Consider the following 14,912-nt stretch of genomic DNA (forward strand, 5'->3'; position numbering starts at 1 on the left):
GAGCCGCACGCCCTCCGTCAGGAGTTCACGCGGATGATCTCCTGCTGGTACGGCGCGATCACGTCGCCCGAGATGCGCAGATCGAGCACCAGGAACCGCCGGGTCGCGGCATCCTCCGCGGCCCATTCGCCGAGCCGGTCGAGGTCACCGAGCGCACGCACGACGACGCCCTCGGCGCCCACGGCGGCACCGAACGCCGCGAAGTCGACCTCGGGGATGCGCATCGGCCCCTGCGCGAGGCCCTTCAGCCCGTAGAGGTTGATCTCGGCACCATAGGCGGCGTCGTTCCAGATCACGGCCAACCCGCGACCGCCTGCCGCCCGCACCGCGGACTCGAGGTCGGCGATCGCCATCAGCCCCCCGCCGTCGCCGGAGGTCAGCACGATCGTGGAGTCCCGGCGCGCGAGCGCCGCACCGACGACGCTCGGCCAGCCCTGTCCGATCGACTGGAACGCCGTGCCGATCATCATCATGCGATCGGGCGCCGCCACCGGCCAGTACATGTTCGCCCAGCCGATGAAGTGGCCCCCGTCGGACACGACCACGCGGTCCTCCGGCAGCAGCGCGGCGATGCGACGGGCCGCAGAGCGCGGATCCACGCGGCCGTCGGGGGCGAGCTCGTCGCCCGGGGCGTACGCGCGGGCGGCGGCCACGTCGACGCTCTCGCGCCAGGGAAGAGATGAGCGGGTCGCGATCCGGGCCACCAGTCCTTCCGCCGCGATGCGGGCGTCGGCGCGCACGAATCCGCCGACGTGCGCGTGCGTCGCCGCCGGCGCGATGTCGATCTGGAACACGCGCGTGCCGGGCGCGAACAGCTCGCCGAAGCGCATCGTGAACTGGTTGAGCGAGGCGCCGAACACGACGGCCACGTCGGCGGTGCGCACGAGCTCCATGGCGCCGTCCGCGCCGAAGCCGCCGGTGACGCCGAGGTCGTAGCGGTCATCGGGGAAGACCCCGCGACCCAGGGCGGAGGATGCCGTCAGCGCGCCCGTCGCCTCGGCGAGGGCGCCGAGCGCCGCACTCGCCCCGGCGAGCCACGCGCCGCGTCCGGCCAGCAGGAACGGGCGCTGCGCCTGAGCGAGCGCGGCGGCGATCTCGTCGAGCATGCCGTCGGCGAACTCGCCGCGCGGTGCGAGTGGGGCGGGGAGCCGCGGCGCGGGGGCCTCCGGCACGGGCCCGGCCTCGAGCGCCGCCACGTCGTAGGGGATCGCCAGGACGACCGGCACGCGGTAGGTCAGCGCGTGCTCGATCGCGATCACGGTGGTGGCCGCGGCATCCGCGCGCCCGACGGTATAGGTGCGGGCGCCGACGGCGGAGGCGAGGGCGATCTGGTCGACGTCCCAGGGGCGGGGGCCGGAGGTCGGCTCGTCGCCCACCACGAGCACGAGGGGCACGTGCGCCTGCACGGCCTCGGCCAGCGCGGTCAGCGTGTTCGTGAAGCCTGCCCCGTACGTCGACGTTCCGGCGGCGATGCGGCCCGACGCACGGAAGTGCGCGTCCGCGGCGACGACCGCGCCCTGTTCGTGGCGGACCGCGGTGAAGACCGCCTCGGTCTGCGTCTCGATCGCGTCGAGGAAATAGGCGTTGCCGTTGCCCATCACGCCGAAGACCGCGTCGATGTGCTGGGCGAGGGTGAGGGCGACGTGCGCGGAGACGGTGGGCATGCGAGAGCCTTTCGAGACAGGGACGGAGAACCAGAGGATCCGTATGTGTCTCGCTCGCGCATCGATGCGGAGAACTTCGTGCCCCTTTTTCGGGCACCGGCGCGGAGAGGCCGGACCTCCTCAGTGTACTGGCGGGGCGGCGCTGTCGCCGCGTCGTCTTCCCGGCGAAACATCATCGAAATCCGGTCACGGAAGTATGCGCAGATGGACTCGTTGTTCGGCGGATACACCTCTCGACGCTCGGCGCGGCGACGCGGCCCGGAACCCTGGGACGAGATGTTCCCGGCGGACGCCCGGCCGGGCGGGATCGACGTGCGGCTGCCCTACAAGGACATGTATCCCGCCCTCGCCGGGATGGACGATGCGGAGCTGAGAGCGCGGACGGATGCTCTCGCGAGCTCGTACCTCGCCCAGGGCGTGACCTTCGACTTCGCCGGCGAAGAGCGCCCCTTCCCGCTCGACGTGGTCCCGCGCGTGATCGCCGCGGACGACTGGACCGATGTCGAATCCGGGGTGAAGCAGCGGGTGCGCGCCCTGGAGGCCTTCCTGGCCGACGTCTACGGTCCCCAGCTCGCCGTGCGCGATGGCGTGATCCCGGCATCGCTGATCAGCTCGTCGTCGCATTTCCATCGGCAGGCGGCCGGGATCGTGGGGGCGAACGGGGTGCGCATCCACGTGGCCGGGATCGACGTGATCCGCGACGAGAAGGGCGCCTGGCGGGTGCTCGAGGACAACGTGCGCGTGCCGAGCGGCGTCAGCTATGTGCTCGCGAACCGTCGGATCATGGCCCAGACGCTCCCCGAGCTGTTCACGAGCCTGCGCGTGCGGCCGGTCGTCGACTACCCCGGGCGCCTGCTGCAGGCACTGCGCGCGGCGGCCCCGGCCGGTGTCGACGATCCGACCGTGGTCGTGCTGACCCCGGGCGTCTACAACTCCGCGTACTACGAGCACACCCTCCTGGCCCGCATGATGGGGATCGAACTCGTGGAGGGCCGCGATCTGTTCTGCTCCGGCGGTCGCGTCTGGATGCACACCACGGCGGGCCCGACCCGTGTCGACGTCATCTACCGACGGGTCGACGACGAGTTCCTCGACCCCCAGCACTTCCGGCCCGATTCCGTGCTGGGAGCCCCCGGCCTGATGCTCGCGGCCCGACTCGGCAACGTCACGCTCGCGAACGCGATCGGCAACGGCGTCGCCGACGACAAGCTCGTGTACACCTACGTTCCCGACCTCATCCGCTATTACCTCGGGGAGGACCCCGTGCTGCCCAACGTCGACACCTGGCGGCTGGAAGACCCGGGGGCGCTGGAGGAGGTGCTCGACCGCCTCGACGAGCTCGTCGTGAAGCCGGTGGACGGATCCGGAGGGAAGGGGCTGGTCGTCGGACCGGATGCCTCGCGCGCGACGCTCGACGCCCTCCGCGCCAGCCTGCGGGCAGACCCTCGGGGCTGGATCGCCCAGCCCGTCGTGCAGCTGTCGACGATCCCGACCCTCGTGGAGGACGGCTTCCGTCCTCGCCACGTCGATCTGCGTCCCTTCGCGGTGAACGACGGCCAGGACATCTGGGTGCTTCCCGGCGGACTCACCCGGGTCGCCCTGCCCGAGGGACAGCTCGTGGTGAACTCGAGTCAGGGCGGCGGCTCGAAAGACACCTGGGTGCTCGACCCCTCGCTGTTCACCGGCCCCATGACCACGCTCGACGGGGACTCCGATCCGGCATCCGACGAGGTCTCGCTCGCCACCGGCGCCATCACGGTCGTCTCGCCGCGGGAGGAGCCGAACCCGCCGTTCCTCTCGTCGCCGCAGGACGAGGACGTCGAGACGCGCCATCACCAGCAGCAGCAGCAGCAACAGCAACAGCAGCAACAGCAGCAGGCGGGGACGGGGGAGGGGACATGCTGAGCCGCATCGCCGAGGCGCTCTTCTGGATCGGGCGGTACGTCGAGCGCGCCGACGGCACCGCGCGCATCCTCGACGTACACCTGCAGCTGCTGCTCGAAGACCCCTGGGTCGAGGAGGACACCGCCTGTCGCGCGCTGCTGTCCGTCATGGGCGCGACGGTCGACGACGACAGCGCCGTCGGCCGCGACGACGTGGTGCGCCTGCTCGCCCTCGACCGCGAGCACTCGGCGTCGATCGCGCACTCGATCGCCGCCGCCCGGGAGAACGCCCGCCGCGCGCGGGAGATCATCTCGACCGACCTCTGGGAGACCCTCAACGAGTCGAATGCGCGGATGCCGCGCTGGGTCGCCTCGGACAAGACGCACCCGTTCTTCCGGTGGGTCCGGGATCGATCCGCTCTGGCCTTCGGCGTGGTCGACTCCTCGACGAGCCGCGATGAGGCCTGGCAGTTCTTCGTGCTCGGTCGGTCGATCGAACGGGCGGACATGACGGCGCGGCTGCTGGCGACGAGGTCGCTGACGGATGTCGGCGGGCCGAGCTGGACCACGTTGCTGCGCAGCTGCGGGGCCTACGAAGCACATCTGCGCAGCCACCGGGCGGTGCCGACGGCTGCCTCCGCTGTCGAGTTCCTGCTCGTGGACAAGCTCTTCCCGCGGTCGGTGCTCGCCAGCGTCCTCCAGGCGGAGGAGTGCCTGCGAGGGATCGATCCGGCCGGAGCGTTCGGCACGCCCGACCGCGCACATCGGGTGCTGGGGCGGATGCGCTCCGAGCTCGAGTATCGTCCGGTCGGCGACATCGTGCAGCGGCTGTCGGAGAGCATGGAAGAGGTGCAGGCGGGGATGTCGATGGCCAGCGATGCGATCAGAGAACGCTACTTCCCCTCCATCGCGATGCCGGTGTGGATCGGGGAGGCGCTGTGAGCCGCCTGCGGATCGTGCATCGCACGGGGTATCGGTACGAGGAGCCCGCGACCGCCTCCTACAACGAGGCACGGATGCTGCCGCATGCGCGTGAGGGGCAGTTCGTGCTGCAGGCCGGCCTGGAGATCTCCCCGACCGCGACGCAGCACTCCTACGCCGACTACTGGGACACCCGGGTGTCGACGTTCGAGGTCCTGACTCCGCACCGGCTGCTGTCGGTCACCGCCACGAGCGTCGTGGATGTGCGCGCCGTCCCGCAGATGGCGGGGAGCCTCGGCTGGGACGAGCTCGCGGCGCGCATCCCGCTGTCGCTGTCGCTGGCCGAGTGCGTCGTGCAGACCCCGGCCACCGCGCCGGATGCCGAGCTGCGCGAGCTCGCGGTGACCGCCCGTGCGCGGGGCGCGTCGATCGATGAGACGGCGCTCGACATCTGCCGCACGATCGGTGAGGCCATGGAGTATCAGAGCGGCGTCACCGGGGTGAACTCGACGGCACGCGACGCGTGGCAGGCGCGCTCCGGCGTCTGCCAGGACATCGCCCACGTCGCCATCGGAGTGCTGCGCGGGGTGGGGATCCCCGCGCGCTACGTCTCGGGCTACCTGCATCCCGACCCGACCGCCCCGGTCGGTCAACCGGTGATCGGAGAGTCGCACGCCTGGGTCGAGTGGTACTCGGGGGAGTGGCACGGCTACGACCCCACCAACCTCGCGGAGATCGCCGAATCCCACGTCTACGTGGGGCACGGTCGCGACTACTCCGACGTGGCGCCCCTGCGCGGCGTGTACGCCGGGCCCAGCGTGTCGGAGCTGTTCGTCTCGGTCGAGGTCACCCGTCTCGACTGACGCGGCGATGCAGGAAGGCGATGCAGGAAGGCCAGGCAGGGCGGCGATGCAGGAGAATGACCGGATGACGGATACGACGATCGAGCGCGAGACGCTCACCTGGGACGGCTTCGGCGCGGCGACCCGCGCGCTCGCGCGCACGATCCTCGACAGCGGCTTCCAGCCCGAGGTCGTGGTGGCGATCGCGCGCGGGGGACTCCTCCCGGCCGGGGCGATCGCGTACGGGCTGGGTGCCAAGAACTGCGGCGCGATCAACGTCGAGTTCTACACCGGCATCGGCACGGTGCTCGACGCTCCCGAGGTGCTCCCCCCGGAGCTCGACATGGCCTACCTGGACGGGCGACGCGTGTTGCTGGTCGACGACGTCGCCGACTCGGGGCGCACGCTGGCGCTCGCGGTGCAGCTGTTGCAGGACAAGGGCGCCGAGGTGCGCTCGGTGACGATCTACACCAAGCCGTCGACCATCATCCAGCCCGACTACTCCTGGAAGGACACCGACCTCTGGATCGACTTCCCGTGGTCGTTCCAGGGCACGGTGCGCGAGGAGGATGAGGGCCTCACGCCGTCGGCGTGAGGCGCCTGCGCTGCCTGTGCCGCCTGAGCCCCCTGTGCGGGCTCAGGCCCGCAGCAGCGCGCGCAGTGTCTGGATCGTGTCGGCCCCCGCCGCGGTCTTGTCGGAGCGGTAGCCCTTCACCCGAGCGAAACGCAGGGCGATCCCGCCCGGATACCGGGGGGAGCGCTGCACGCCGTCGATCGCGATCTCGACGACGATCTCCGGGCGCAGGAAGACGGTGTTCTGCGTCCTCCGGGTCTCGAACTCGGGGAACGTCTCGGTCTGCCAGCGCAGCAGCGCGTCGGTGAGTCCCTTGAAGGTCTTGCCCACCATGACGTGGCCGCCGGGTTCGCCGAATTCGCCCTCGGGGTCGAGGGCGCCGAGGTGCAGGTTCGACAGCCAGCCCTGCCGGCGCCCCGAGCCCCACTCCGCACCCAGGACGACCAGGTCGTAGGTCAGCACCGGCTTCACCTTGATCCAGGACTTGCCGCGCCGTCCGGCGGCGTAGGGCGAGTCGATCGCCTTCACGACGACGCCCTCGTGTCCGGCGGCGAGAGCCTCGCGCGACAGTTGCTCGGCGGCCTCCGCGTCGGCCGTGACGATGCCCGGCATCCGCCAGTCTCCGGCCACGCGCTCGAGTTCGGCGAGACGGGTCGAGAGCGGCTCGTCGAGCAGATCGCGTCCGTCGACGTGCAGGACGTCGAAGAACCAGGGCCGCAGCACGAGGTCGCGCGACGCATCGGCGCCGAAGCGCGACATGGTCTCCTGGAACGGGCGGGGCCCGCCGTCTTCGTCGAGGGACAGCGTCTCGCCGTCGAGGATCAGGTCGTCGGCGGGGAGACCGCGCACGATCTCGATGATCTCGGGCACGCGGTGCGTGATGTCGGCGAGGGAGCGCGTGTACACGCCGACCTCCTCGCCGTGCCGGTGCACCTGGATGCGCGCGCCGTCGAGCTTGAACTCCACGGATGCCTCACCGGTCTCCGTGACGGCCGCTGCCGCCGTCGACGCGGTGCCGGCCAGCATCGGCAGCACCGGGCGCCCCACCCGCAGGCCGACGGCATCGAGTTCTTCGGCAGAGGCGGTGAGGGCGATGCGCGCCGTCTCACCGAGGTCGCCCGAGAGCATCGCGGCTCGGCGGACGACGGCGACGGGGCGATCCGCCGCGCGGGCGATCGCGTCGAGCAGCACGCCGCCGAGTGCACCCGTGCGCAGCTCGCCGAGCATCGCGCGGACCAGGAAGTCCCACTCCGTCGCGGTGGCGCGGTGCGCGAGATCGGAGAGCAGTCCGGTGCGCACGGCCGCGGAGCCGGAGCCGAGCGCCGACGCCAGAGCCGTCAGGGCGGCATCGACGTCGGCGATGCTCAGCGTCGGCGTGTCTGCGGGGGAGACCTCGAGGGCGGAGATCCCGCGCCAGCCGACGCCGAGCCGACCCTGGCGCGGGTGGGCGAGCAGCAGACCGGTGAGGGGGAGGATCTCGTCCGGCGCCGCATCGCGCACCAGGCGCGCGAGGATGTCGATCTTCGCGAGACGCGACGACGTGGCGGTGACCTCTTCGGTCGTGGTGACGAGCTCCGACAGCAGCATTCCCGAATTCTCCCACCCGGCACCGACATCGCCGAGGAGGGATGGTGCTGAGGGCGTCACACCCCGCGGAACCGCGGCTTCCGCTTCTCCTGGAAGGCGGCGAAGCCCTCGCGGTAGTCGTCGGTGTCGCAGAGTGCGGCCTGCGCCGCGTTCTCGAGATCGATCGACTCCCACAGCGCCAGCCGCTCGTCGCGGATGCGTGCCACGAGCTCCTTGCTCGCGCGGAAGGCGGCGGTCGCCCCGCGGGCAGCGGCAGCCGCGGCATCCGTGGTCGCGGCGACGACCTCGTCGTCGGGGAAGACGCGGGAGAAGAGTCCGGATGCCACGGCCTCCGACCCGCTCATCAGGCGTCCCGTGTAGATGAGGTCGAGCGTCTTGTGGGCGCCCAGCCGGTCCAGGAAGAGCGCGTGGCCCCCGGAGTCGAGGGTCGCCCCGAGTGCGGCGAACGGCGAGCCGATCTTGGCGGACTCCGCCACGTAGACGACGTCGGTGGCGATCAGCAGCCCGAGCCCGACGCCGAGGCAGGCGCCGTGCGCGACCGCGAACGTCGGCGCGGGGAACCGCGACATGCGTTGCAGCAACGGTGTGACGAGTCCGCCGAGGTAGCCGATCACGTCGTCGTCGCGGGGATCGACGCCCGAGATGTCGCGCCCGGCGCAGAAGGCCCGGCCCTCGCCGCGCAGCATCAGCGCGCGGACCTCGGCCGCCTCCGCCTCGGCGTAGGCGGCGTCCAGGCCGTGCAGCGCCTGCTCGTCGAGCGCGTTCAGCGTGGCCGGGGCATTCAGCGTGATGTGCGCGACGTCGTCGGCGATGCGGAGGTCGATCATGGGGATCCTCTCGATCCGATCACACGTCGTAGTCGACGACGACGCGGTCGCTCGTGGGGTGGGACTGGCAGGTGAGCACGTAGCCGCGCGCGAGTTCGTCGGGTTCCAGCGCGTAGTTCTCGGTCATCGAGACGCTGCCGTCCAGCACGCGGGCGCGACACGTGCCGCACACCCCGCCGGCGCACGCGAACGGCGCATCCGGGCGCACCCGCAGCGCCGCGTTCAGCACCGACTCGTGCGCGTCGACCGGGCTCTCCACGGTCGAGGAGACACCGTCGAGAGTGACCTCGATGCGGAACGTCCTCGCCCCCGCGCGCACCTCCACGGGCCGCGCCGCGCGCACCGGCTCGTCACCCGTGGTGAACAGCTCGAAGCGGATGTGCTCACGCGCCACGCCGACATCGGCGAGCACCTCGCGGCACAGGTCGACCAGCGCGAGCGGGCCGCACAGGAACCACTCGTCGACGTCGGTCGGATCGATCAGCGCGCCGAGGATCGTGCGCAGCTTCTCCTCGTCGATGCGCCCCGAGAGCACGGGCGCGGTGCGCTGCTCGCGCGACAGCACATGATGCAGGGTGACGCGGGTCGGATAGCGGTCCTTCAGGTCGGCGAGATCGTCGAGGAACATCACGTCGAGCGCCGAGCGGTTGGTGTAGAGCAGCGTGAACCGCGAGGTCTCGGAGCGCGACAGCACCGTGTGGGCGAGGGCCATGAGCGGGGTGATCCCGGAACCGGCCGCGATGCCGACGAGATGCCGATGGTCGAGGTCGTCGAGACCCGAGGTGAAGGTGCCCTGCGGGCTCATCACGTCGATGCGGAATCCCGGATGCAGTCCGGTCTGCGCCCACGTCGAGAACAGCCCGCCCTCGTCGCGCTTCACGGCCACGCTGAGCCGCGTGTCGAGACCGTCGCCGCGGTGCTCCGGCGCACGGCAGAGCGAGTACGAGCGGCGCACCTCCGTGCCGTCGAGCGTGGTGCGCAGCGCGACGTACTGACCGGGCAGGTGGTCGTAGTCATCGGCGAGGGCGGCGGGCACCGTGAAGGTGACCTCGACCGCGTCGGCCGTGAGCGGTCGCACGTCCTCGACCGTGAGGGTGTGGAACCGCGCGCGGGTGCGCTCGCCGGCCCGGCGCGGCGGAGCGGATGCCGGAGCGGCGGTCGGGGCGGAGCGGAACAGCGGCATCTCAGTGCACCTTGAAGTGGTCGAAGGGTTCCAGGCAGGCCCGGCACTCGAACAGGGACTTGCAGGACGTCGAGCCGAAGCGGGAGACCTCGCGGGTGTCGAGCGAGCCGCAGCGAGGGCAGCGCACGCTGATCGCCAGACGGATGGGGCCGGTCGAGACGGCCGCGCGTCCCGACGGCGGGGCGATGCCGTACTCCGTCAGCTTCTGCTTCCCGGCATCCGACATCCAGTCGGTCGTCCAGGCGGGAGAGAGCACGAGGCGCACATCGACATCGGCGAAGCCCGCCGCGGTCAGTGACAGGATCACGTCGTCGCGGATCGTGTCCATCGCGGGGCATCCGCTGTAGGTCGGAGTGATGTCGACCTGCACGCGGTCGCCGTCGACCACGACGGATCGCAGCACACCGAGATCCTCGATCGTGAGCACCGGCACCTCGGGATCGGGAACGGCGGCGGCGATGCGCCAGGCCCGGGTCCCGGCCGGGTCGTCGGCGGCATCCTCGCTCAGGGGGCGCGACGCGCGGGTCACCACGATGCCCCCGGATGCCGGCGTGCGAGCACCTGCATCTCGGCCAGCAGATGCCCGAGCGGGGAGGCGTGGGCCCCCTGGCGTCCGCCCGCGGAGGACGCGACCACCGCGGGGACGGACAGCTCGGCGTCGGCGAACACCGTGTCGACGACGCCGTCGAAGCCCGCGCGCAGGCTCGAGGGCCGCACGGCGGCGTCGCCGAGGCGTTCGATGAGGTCGTCGTCGCGGAACAGTTCGTCGACGTACGGCCACACGTCGCGGTTCGCCCGGATGATCCGCTCGCGCGACTCCTCCGTGCCCCCGGCGAGGCGCAGCATCCACTGCACGGCATGATCGCGGTGGTAGTCGACCTCCTTGAGCGCCTTCTCGGCGATCGCGGCGAAGGTCTCGTCGCTGCTGGCGCGCAGCGCGGAGTAGAGCTCGAACAGGAAGGTCGAGACGACGAACTGGCGGGCGATGGTCTGCGCGAAGTCGCCGTTCGGCTGCTGCACGATCCACGCGCAGCGGAAGTCCGGCTCATCGCGGAAGAACGCGAGGTCGTCCTCACTGCGTCCGTCGTAGGAACCGGCGTAGTGCAGGAAGGAGCGGGCGTGGCCGAGCAGGTCGAGGGCGATGTTGCCGAGCGCGACGTCCTCCTCGAGCTCGGGGGCACGGGAGATCCACGCACCGAGCTGCTGCGACAGGATGAGCGCGTCGTCGCCGAGACGGAGCGCGTACTCGGCGATGTCGGCGGATGCCGCTGCGGCGCCCGTTCCGGAGAGCTCCTGCGCGAGGCGGAGCTCGTCGACCGAGACGTCGCCGTGCACGTCCGCGCGCACGTCGGCGTTCTGAGGGGCGGCGGCGGTCACAGGTGAGGCACCCCCTCGGATGCCGTGTAGTACACGGCGTGCCGGTAGTTCTTGCCGGCGGGGCTCTCGAAGTAGGCGCCCTTGGCGTCGGGGTCGCTCGTGGTGATGGCGTCCGCCGGGACGGCCCAGATCGACACGCCCTCACCGCGCCGCGTGTAGAGATCGCGGGCATTGCGGATCGCCATGTCGGCGTCCGGGGCGTGCAACGAGCCGACGTGCACGTGGCTCAGTCCGCGGTTCGCCCGCACGAACACCTCCCACAGGGGCCAGGGTTCGCGCTCGTCGGAACCCGGGGTCGCCATCACGCCACGCTCCCGACCGGTCCCTGAGCCCGGCGGAGGGACTGCTTGCGGGCGTACTCGGCCGCGGCCTCGCGCACCCAGGCGCCCTCCTCGTGCGCCGTGCGGCGACGCTCGAGCCGCTCGGCGTTGCAGGGACCGTTGCCGCGCACCACCTCGAAGAACTCGTCCCAGTCGATCTCGCCGATCACGTATTCGCCGGTCTCGCTGTCGAGCCGCAGCTCGGGGTCGGGCAGCGTGATGCCGAGGATCTCGGCCTGCGGCACCAGCATCCCGACGAAGCGCTGGCGCAGGTCGTCGTTCGAGAAGCGCTTGATCTTCCACTTCATGGACTGCGCGGAGTTCGGCGACTGGTCATCGGGCGGGCCGAACATGGCCAGGCTCGGCCAGTACCAGCGGTTCACGGCGTCCTGCGCCATCTGCCGCTGCTCCTCGGTGCCCTGCATGAGGCTGAGCAGGATCTCGAACCCCTGGCGCTGATGGAAGGACTCCTCCTTGCAGACGCGCACCATCGCACGCCCGTAGGGACCGTACGACGCGCGGCACAGCGGCACCTGGTTGACGATCGCGGCACCGTCGACGAGCCACCCGATCGCGCCCATGTCGGCCCAGGTGGGGGTGGGGTAGTTGAAGATCGACGAGTACTTGGCCTTGCCGCTGATGAGCTGGTCCATCATCTCGTCGCGGGCGATGCCGAGGGTCTGCGCGGCGGAGTAGAGATACAGGCCGTGACCCGCCTCGTCCTGCACCTTCGCCATCAGGATCGCCTTGCGCTTGAGGCTCGGCGCGCGCGTGATCCAGTTGCCCTCCGGCTGCATGCCGATGATCTCCGAGTGCGCGTGCTGGGAGATCTGTCGGATCAGGGTCTTGCGATACGCCTCGGGCATCCAGTCGCGCGGTTCGATGCGCTGCTCGTTCGCGATGAGCTCGTCGAACAGGCGCTCCTCGGGGGACTGCTCGCCCTCGACGAGGCTGAGGTCTGCGGGGCTGGTCATCATCGACTCCTCGATAGGCGATCCGCTTTACTGACCGCTCGTTAGGTAATTCTCACACGACGGTCCGCGGCGCGCAAGACGGGAGGCTCAGCGCCGGTGCGGGGCGAGGGACTCAGTGCGAGCGCGAGATGAGGTCGTACAGCGCTCGGCCGTAGGCCTCGGAGGGGTCCGGATGCTCGAAGCGCAGCGTCTCGCCGGCGATCTCGACCTCCACGACGAAGGCATCGGGAAGGCGGGTGAGAGAGCGGAAGGTCGCACGGAGGAGGTCGCGGAGCTGATCCTCCCGGGGAAGCCACACGGCGTCCGCGAGGGTCACGGCATCGAGCGCCCACTCGGTGGTGCCGTTGAACGCCAGATCGGTGCCGGCCGGAGTCTGCCGCGCCTCGATCGTCATCTCACTGACCGTGAAGACGTCGGCTTCCGCCTCGAGCTCCACGTCGTCGGGGAGGTCCAGCTGGAAGCGGTCTCCTTCGGCCGGATGCCACGACAGGCCGGCATCACGCAGGGCGACAGCGAGTTCTCGGGTGATCACCCCTCCACGCTAGACGACGTGATCCGAGTCGAGGGTCGGCGAACCTGTGGATCAGCGGATCGCGGTGTCGGACGCGTGAGGCAGAGTGGGGACATGACCTCCGTCTCTCCCTCTGACCCGCGCACGTCCGCGCTCGGCGCCCTGCGCGAACTCGTCGGGCGCCCCGACGCCGACTTCCACGACGGGCAGTACGAGGCGATCGAGGCCCTGGTCGAGGGTCGGCGCCGTGCCCTCGTGGTGCAGCGCACCGGGTGGGGCAAGTCCGCGGTCTACTTCGTCGCCACGCTGCTGCTGCGGCGGCAGGGAGCAGGCCCGACCGTGCTCGTGTCGCCGCTGCTGGCACTCATGCGCGATCAGATCTCCGCCGCCGAACGCGCCGGGGTGCGAGCGGTCGCGATCAACTCCACCAACGCGCACGAGTGGACCGAGGTGCTGGCGCAGCTCGAGCGCGACGAGGTCGACGTGCTGCTGGTCTCGCCCGAACGCCTCAACAACCCCGCGTTCCGCGAGCAGCAGCTGCCCGCCCTCGTGCGCCGCATCGGCATGCTCGTGGTCGACGAGGCGCACTGCATCAGCGACTGGGGGCACGACTTCCGCCCCGACTACCGTCGGCTGCGCGACCTCATCGCGCAGATGCCCGCCGACGTGCCGGTGCTGGCGACCACGGCCACGGCGAACAGCCGCGTGGTGGCGGATGTGGCCGAGCAGTTGGAGAGCCTGCACGACGACGCGGGGACCGCGGGCGGCGCGCAGCCCGTGCTCACGATCCGCGGCCCGCTGGCCCGCACCTCCCTGCGTATGGGCGTGCTGCGCCTGCGCGACTCGGCGAGCCGCCTGGCCTGGCTGCTCAGCCACCTCGACGAGCTCCCCGGCTCCGGCATCATCTACACGCTGACCGTCGCCGCGGCCGTCGACACCGCCCGCCTGCTGCGCGAGCGCGGGCACGACGTGCGGGCGTACACCGGCCAGACCGACACGGAGGAGCGCGCCGAGTCGGAGGGCATGCTCAAGCGCAACGAGGTGAAGGCGCTCATCGCCACCAGTGCGCTGGGCATGGGGTTCGACAAGCCCGATCTCGGGTTCGTGCTGCACCTCGGTGCTCCCTCGTCGCCGGTCGCCTACTACCAGCAGGTCGGCCGAGCGGGGCGTGCGAGCGAGAGCGCCGACGTGCTGCTCCTGCCCGGAGTCGAGGACCGCGAGATCTGGCACTATTTCGCGACCGCGTCGATGCCGGACAGGGAGCGGGCGGAGCGGGTGATCGGGGCGCTCGGCGATGCGCCGGTCTCGACGCCCGCGCTCGAGGCGATGGTCGACATCCGCCGCACGCCGCTGGAGCTGCTGCTCAAGGTGCTCGACGTCGACGGCGCGGTCCGGCGTGTGCAGGGCGGATGGGTCGCGACCGGCCAGCCCTGGAGCTACGATGCCGAGCGCTACGCGCGCATCGCCGCCGAGCGCCTCGCCGAGCAGAAGCACATGATCGACTACGAGCAGACCGACGGATGCCGCATGGAGTTCCTGCAGCGGTCGCTCGACGACGACACGGCCGCCCCCTGCGGGCGGTGCGACAACTGTGCGGGGGCGTGGTTCCCGACCGAGATCGGAGCGGCCGCGAGCACGCACGCCGCCGCGTCGCTCGACCGGGTGGGGGTGCCGATCGAGCCGCGTCGGGCGTGGCCGACCGGAGCCGACCGGTTGAACGTGCCGGTCAAGGGACGCATCGGTGTCGAGGAGCAGGCCGCCGAGGGACGCGCGCTCGCCCGCCTCACCGACCTGGGGTGGGGCAACACCCTGCGCGAGCTGTTCGCCGCGGGAGCGCCCGACGCGGCCGTCACGCCGCAGGTGCTCGACGGATGCGTGCGGGTGCTGGCCGGCTGGGGCTGGGCCGAGCGCCCGGTCGCGGTCGTCGCGATGCCCTCGCGCTCGTATCCGCTGCGGGTCGACTCCCTCGCCCGCGGCCTGGCTGAGATCGGGCGACTGCCCTACCTCGGGGCGCTCGACGCCGTGGACGGCGGCCCCACCGGACAGGCGGGCGGGAACAGCGTCTTCCGGCTCGCCGGCGTCTGGGACCGCTTCCGCGCCCAGCACCTCGACGTGCCGGCCGGCCCGGTGCTGCTCGTCGACGACCTGGTCGACAGTCGGTGGACCATGACGGTCGCCGCACGAGTGCTCCGTCGGGCGGGGGCCACGGGCGTGCTCCCGTTCGCGCTCGCCGCTCGCGGCTGAATCAC

Annotated in this window: 14 protein-coding genes; 5 read left to right on the forward strand and 9 right to left on the reverse strand. The window is 71.3% G+C overall.

What is annotated here, in order from left to right:
* Positions 1-17 precede the first annotated feature (17 nt).
* Entirely contained in the window at positions 18-1,664 is a 1,647-nt protein-coding gene (locus tag ACWA14_RS04305; protein ID WP_463796251.1) for a thiamine pyrophosphate-binding protein, read from the reverse strand.
* 204 nt (positions 1,665-1,868) lie between these two features.
* Between ACWA14_RS04305 and ACWA14_RS04310 the strand changes: the two genes are divergently transcribed.
* From ACWA14_RS04310 to ACWA14_RS04325, 4 genes are all read left to right on the forward strand, one after another.
* A complete protein-coding gene (locus tag ACWA14_RS04310; RefSeq protein WP_463796252.1) occupies positions 1,869-3,569 on the forward strand; it encodes a circularly permuted type 2 ATP-grasp protein in 1,701 nt (566 codons plus the stop codon).
* Positions 3,563-4,489, forward strand: a complete 927-nt coding sequence (locus ACWA14_RS04315) for an alpha-E domain-containing protein (RefSeq protein WP_463796253.1) — start codon at positions 3,563-3,565, stop codon at positions 4,487-4,489. The genes ACWA14_RS04310 and ACWA14_RS04315 overlap by 7 nt, the downstream gene beginning before the upstream one ends.
* A complete protein-coding gene (locus ACWA14_RS04320) occupies positions 4,486-5,331 on the forward strand; it encodes a transglutaminase family protein (protein WP_463796254.1) in 846 nt (281 codons plus the stop codon). Before ACWA14_RS04315 ends, ACWA14_RS04320 begins: the two co-directional genes overlap by 4 nt.
* A 64-nt stretch (positions 5,332-5,395) precedes the next feature.
* Positions 5,396-5,905: a phosphoribosyltransferase gene (locus ACWA14_RS04325; protein WP_463796255.1), complete on the forward strand. Its 510-nt coding sequence runs from the start codon at positions 5,396-5,398 to the stop codon at positions 5,903-5,905.
* Positions 5,906-5,947: 42 nt separating this feature from the next.
* Here the strand turns inward: ACWA14_RS04325 and ACWA14_RS04330 are convergent, their stop codons facing one another.
* From ACWA14_RS04330 to ACWA14_RS04365, 8 genes are all read right to left on the reverse strand, one after another.
* A complete protein-coding gene (locus ACWA14_RS04330; RefSeq protein ID WP_463796256.1) occupies positions 5,948-7,471 on the reverse strand; it encodes an ATP-dependent DNA ligase in 1,524 nt (507 codons plus the stop codon).
* Positions 7,472-7,527: 56 nt separating this feature from the next.
* Complete coding sequence (locus tag ACWA14_RS04335) at positions 7,528-8,298, reverse strand: enoyl-CoA hydratase/isomerase family protein (RefSeq protein WP_463796257.1); 771 nt, start codon at positions 8,296-8,298, stop codon at positions 7,528-7,530.
* A gap of 19 nt (positions 8,299-8,317) precedes the next feature.
* Positions 8,318-9,481 (reverse strand): 1,2-phenylacetyl-CoA epoxidase subunit PaaE, encoded by a 1,164-nt coding sequence (gene paaE, locus ACWA14_RS04340; protein WP_463796258.1) that lies wholly within the window; start codon positions 9,479-9,481, stop codon positions 8,318-8,320.
* Between the two features lies 1 nt (position 9,482).
* The gene (gene paaD / locus ACWA14_RS04345) at positions 9,483-10,010 is read right to left on the reverse strand and encodes a 1,2-phenylacetyl-CoA epoxidase subunit PaaD (RefSeq protein ID WP_463796259.1); all 528 of its coding nucleotides are present in this window, start codon (positions 10,008-10,010) and stop codon (positions 9,483-9,485) included.
* On the reverse strand, positions 10,007-10,858 hold the full coding sequence (gene paaC, locus ACWA14_RS04350; RefSeq protein ID WP_463796260.1) for a 1,2-phenylacetyl-CoA epoxidase subunit PaaC: 852 nt from the start codon (positions 10,856-10,858) through the stop codon (positions 10,007-10,009). Before paaC ends, paaD begins: the two co-directional genes overlap by 4 nt.
* The gene (gene paaB / locus ACWA14_RS04355) at positions 10,855-11,160 is read right to left on the reverse strand and encodes a 1,2-phenylacetyl-CoA epoxidase subunit PaaB (RefSeq protein ID WP_210097303.1); all 306 of its coding nucleotides are present in this window, start codon (positions 11,158-11,160) and stop codon (positions 10,855-10,857) included. The genes paaC and paaB overlap by 4 nt, the downstream gene beginning before the upstream one ends.
* Complete coding sequence (paaA, locus tag ACWA14_RS04360; protein ID WP_463796261.1) at positions 11,160-12,152, reverse strand: 1,2-phenylacetyl-CoA epoxidase subunit PaaA; 993 nt, start codon at positions 12,150-12,152, stop codon at positions 11,160-11,162. Before paaA ends, paaB begins: the two co-directional genes overlap by 1 nt.
* 112 nt (positions 12,153-12,264) lie before the next feature.
* Entirely contained in the window at positions 12,265-12,684 is a 420-nt protein-coding gene (locus ACWA14_RS04365; RefSeq protein WP_463796262.1) for a pilus assembly protein CpaE, read from the reverse strand.
* A gap of 93 nt (positions 12,685-12,777) precedes the next feature.
* On the opposite strand from ACWA14_RS04365, the gene ACWA14_RS04370 reads away from it, so the two are divergent.
* Positions 12,778-14,907 (forward strand): RecQ family ATP-dependent DNA helicase, encoded by a 2,130-nt coding sequence (locus ACWA14_RS04370; protein ID WP_463796263.1) that lies wholly within the window; start codon positions 12,778-12,780, stop codon positions 14,905-14,907.
* Positions 14,908-14,912 lie beyond the last annotated feature (5 nt).

It is taken from the genome of Microbacterium sp. TW_SC_2, from assembly GCF_055361165.1.

Excerpts from the sequence above, each read along its gene's own strand:
- ACWA14_RS04305 (WP_463796251.1), bottom strand. The coding sequence starts at position 1,664 with ATGCCCACCGTCTCCGCGCACGTCGCCCTCACCCTCGCCCAGCACATC.
- ACWA14_RS04310 (WP_463796252.1), top strand. The coding sequence starts at position 1,869 with ATGGACTCGTTGTTCGGCGGATACACCTCTCGACGCTCGGCGCGGCGA.
- ACWA14_RS04315 (WP_463796253.1), top strand. The coding sequence starts at position 3,563 with ATGCTGAGCCGCATCGCCGAGGCGCTCTTCTGGATCGGGCGGTACGTC.
- ACWA14_RS04325 (WP_463796255.1), top strand. The coding sequence starts at position 5,396 with ATGACGGATACGACGATCGAGCGCGAGACGCTCACCTGGGACGGCTTC.
- ACWA14_RS04330 (WP_463796256.1), bottom strand. The coding sequence starts at position 7,471 with ATGCTGCTGTCGGAGCTCGTCACCACGACCGAAGAGGTCACCGCCACG.
- ACWA14_RS04335 (WP_463796257.1), bottom strand. The coding sequence starts at position 8,298 with ATGATCGACCTCCGCATCGCCGACGACGTCGCGCACATCACGCTGAAT.
- paaE (WP_463796258.1), bottom strand. The coding sequence starts at position 9,481 with ATGCCGCTGTTCCGCTCCGCCCCGACCGCCGCTCCGGCATCCGCTCCG.
- paaB (WP_210097303.1), bottom strand. The coding sequence starts at position 11,160 with ATGGCGACCCCGGGTTCCGACGAGCGCGAACCCTGGCCCCTGTGGGAG.
- paaA (WP_463796261.1), bottom strand. The coding sequence starts at position 12,152 with ATGACCAGCCCCGCAGACCTCAGCCTCGTCGAGGGCGAGCAGTCCCCC.
- ACWA14_RS04370 (WP_463796263.1), top strand. The coding sequence starts at position 12,778 with ATGACCTCCGTCTCTCCCTCTGACCCGCGCACGTCCGCGCTCGGCGCC.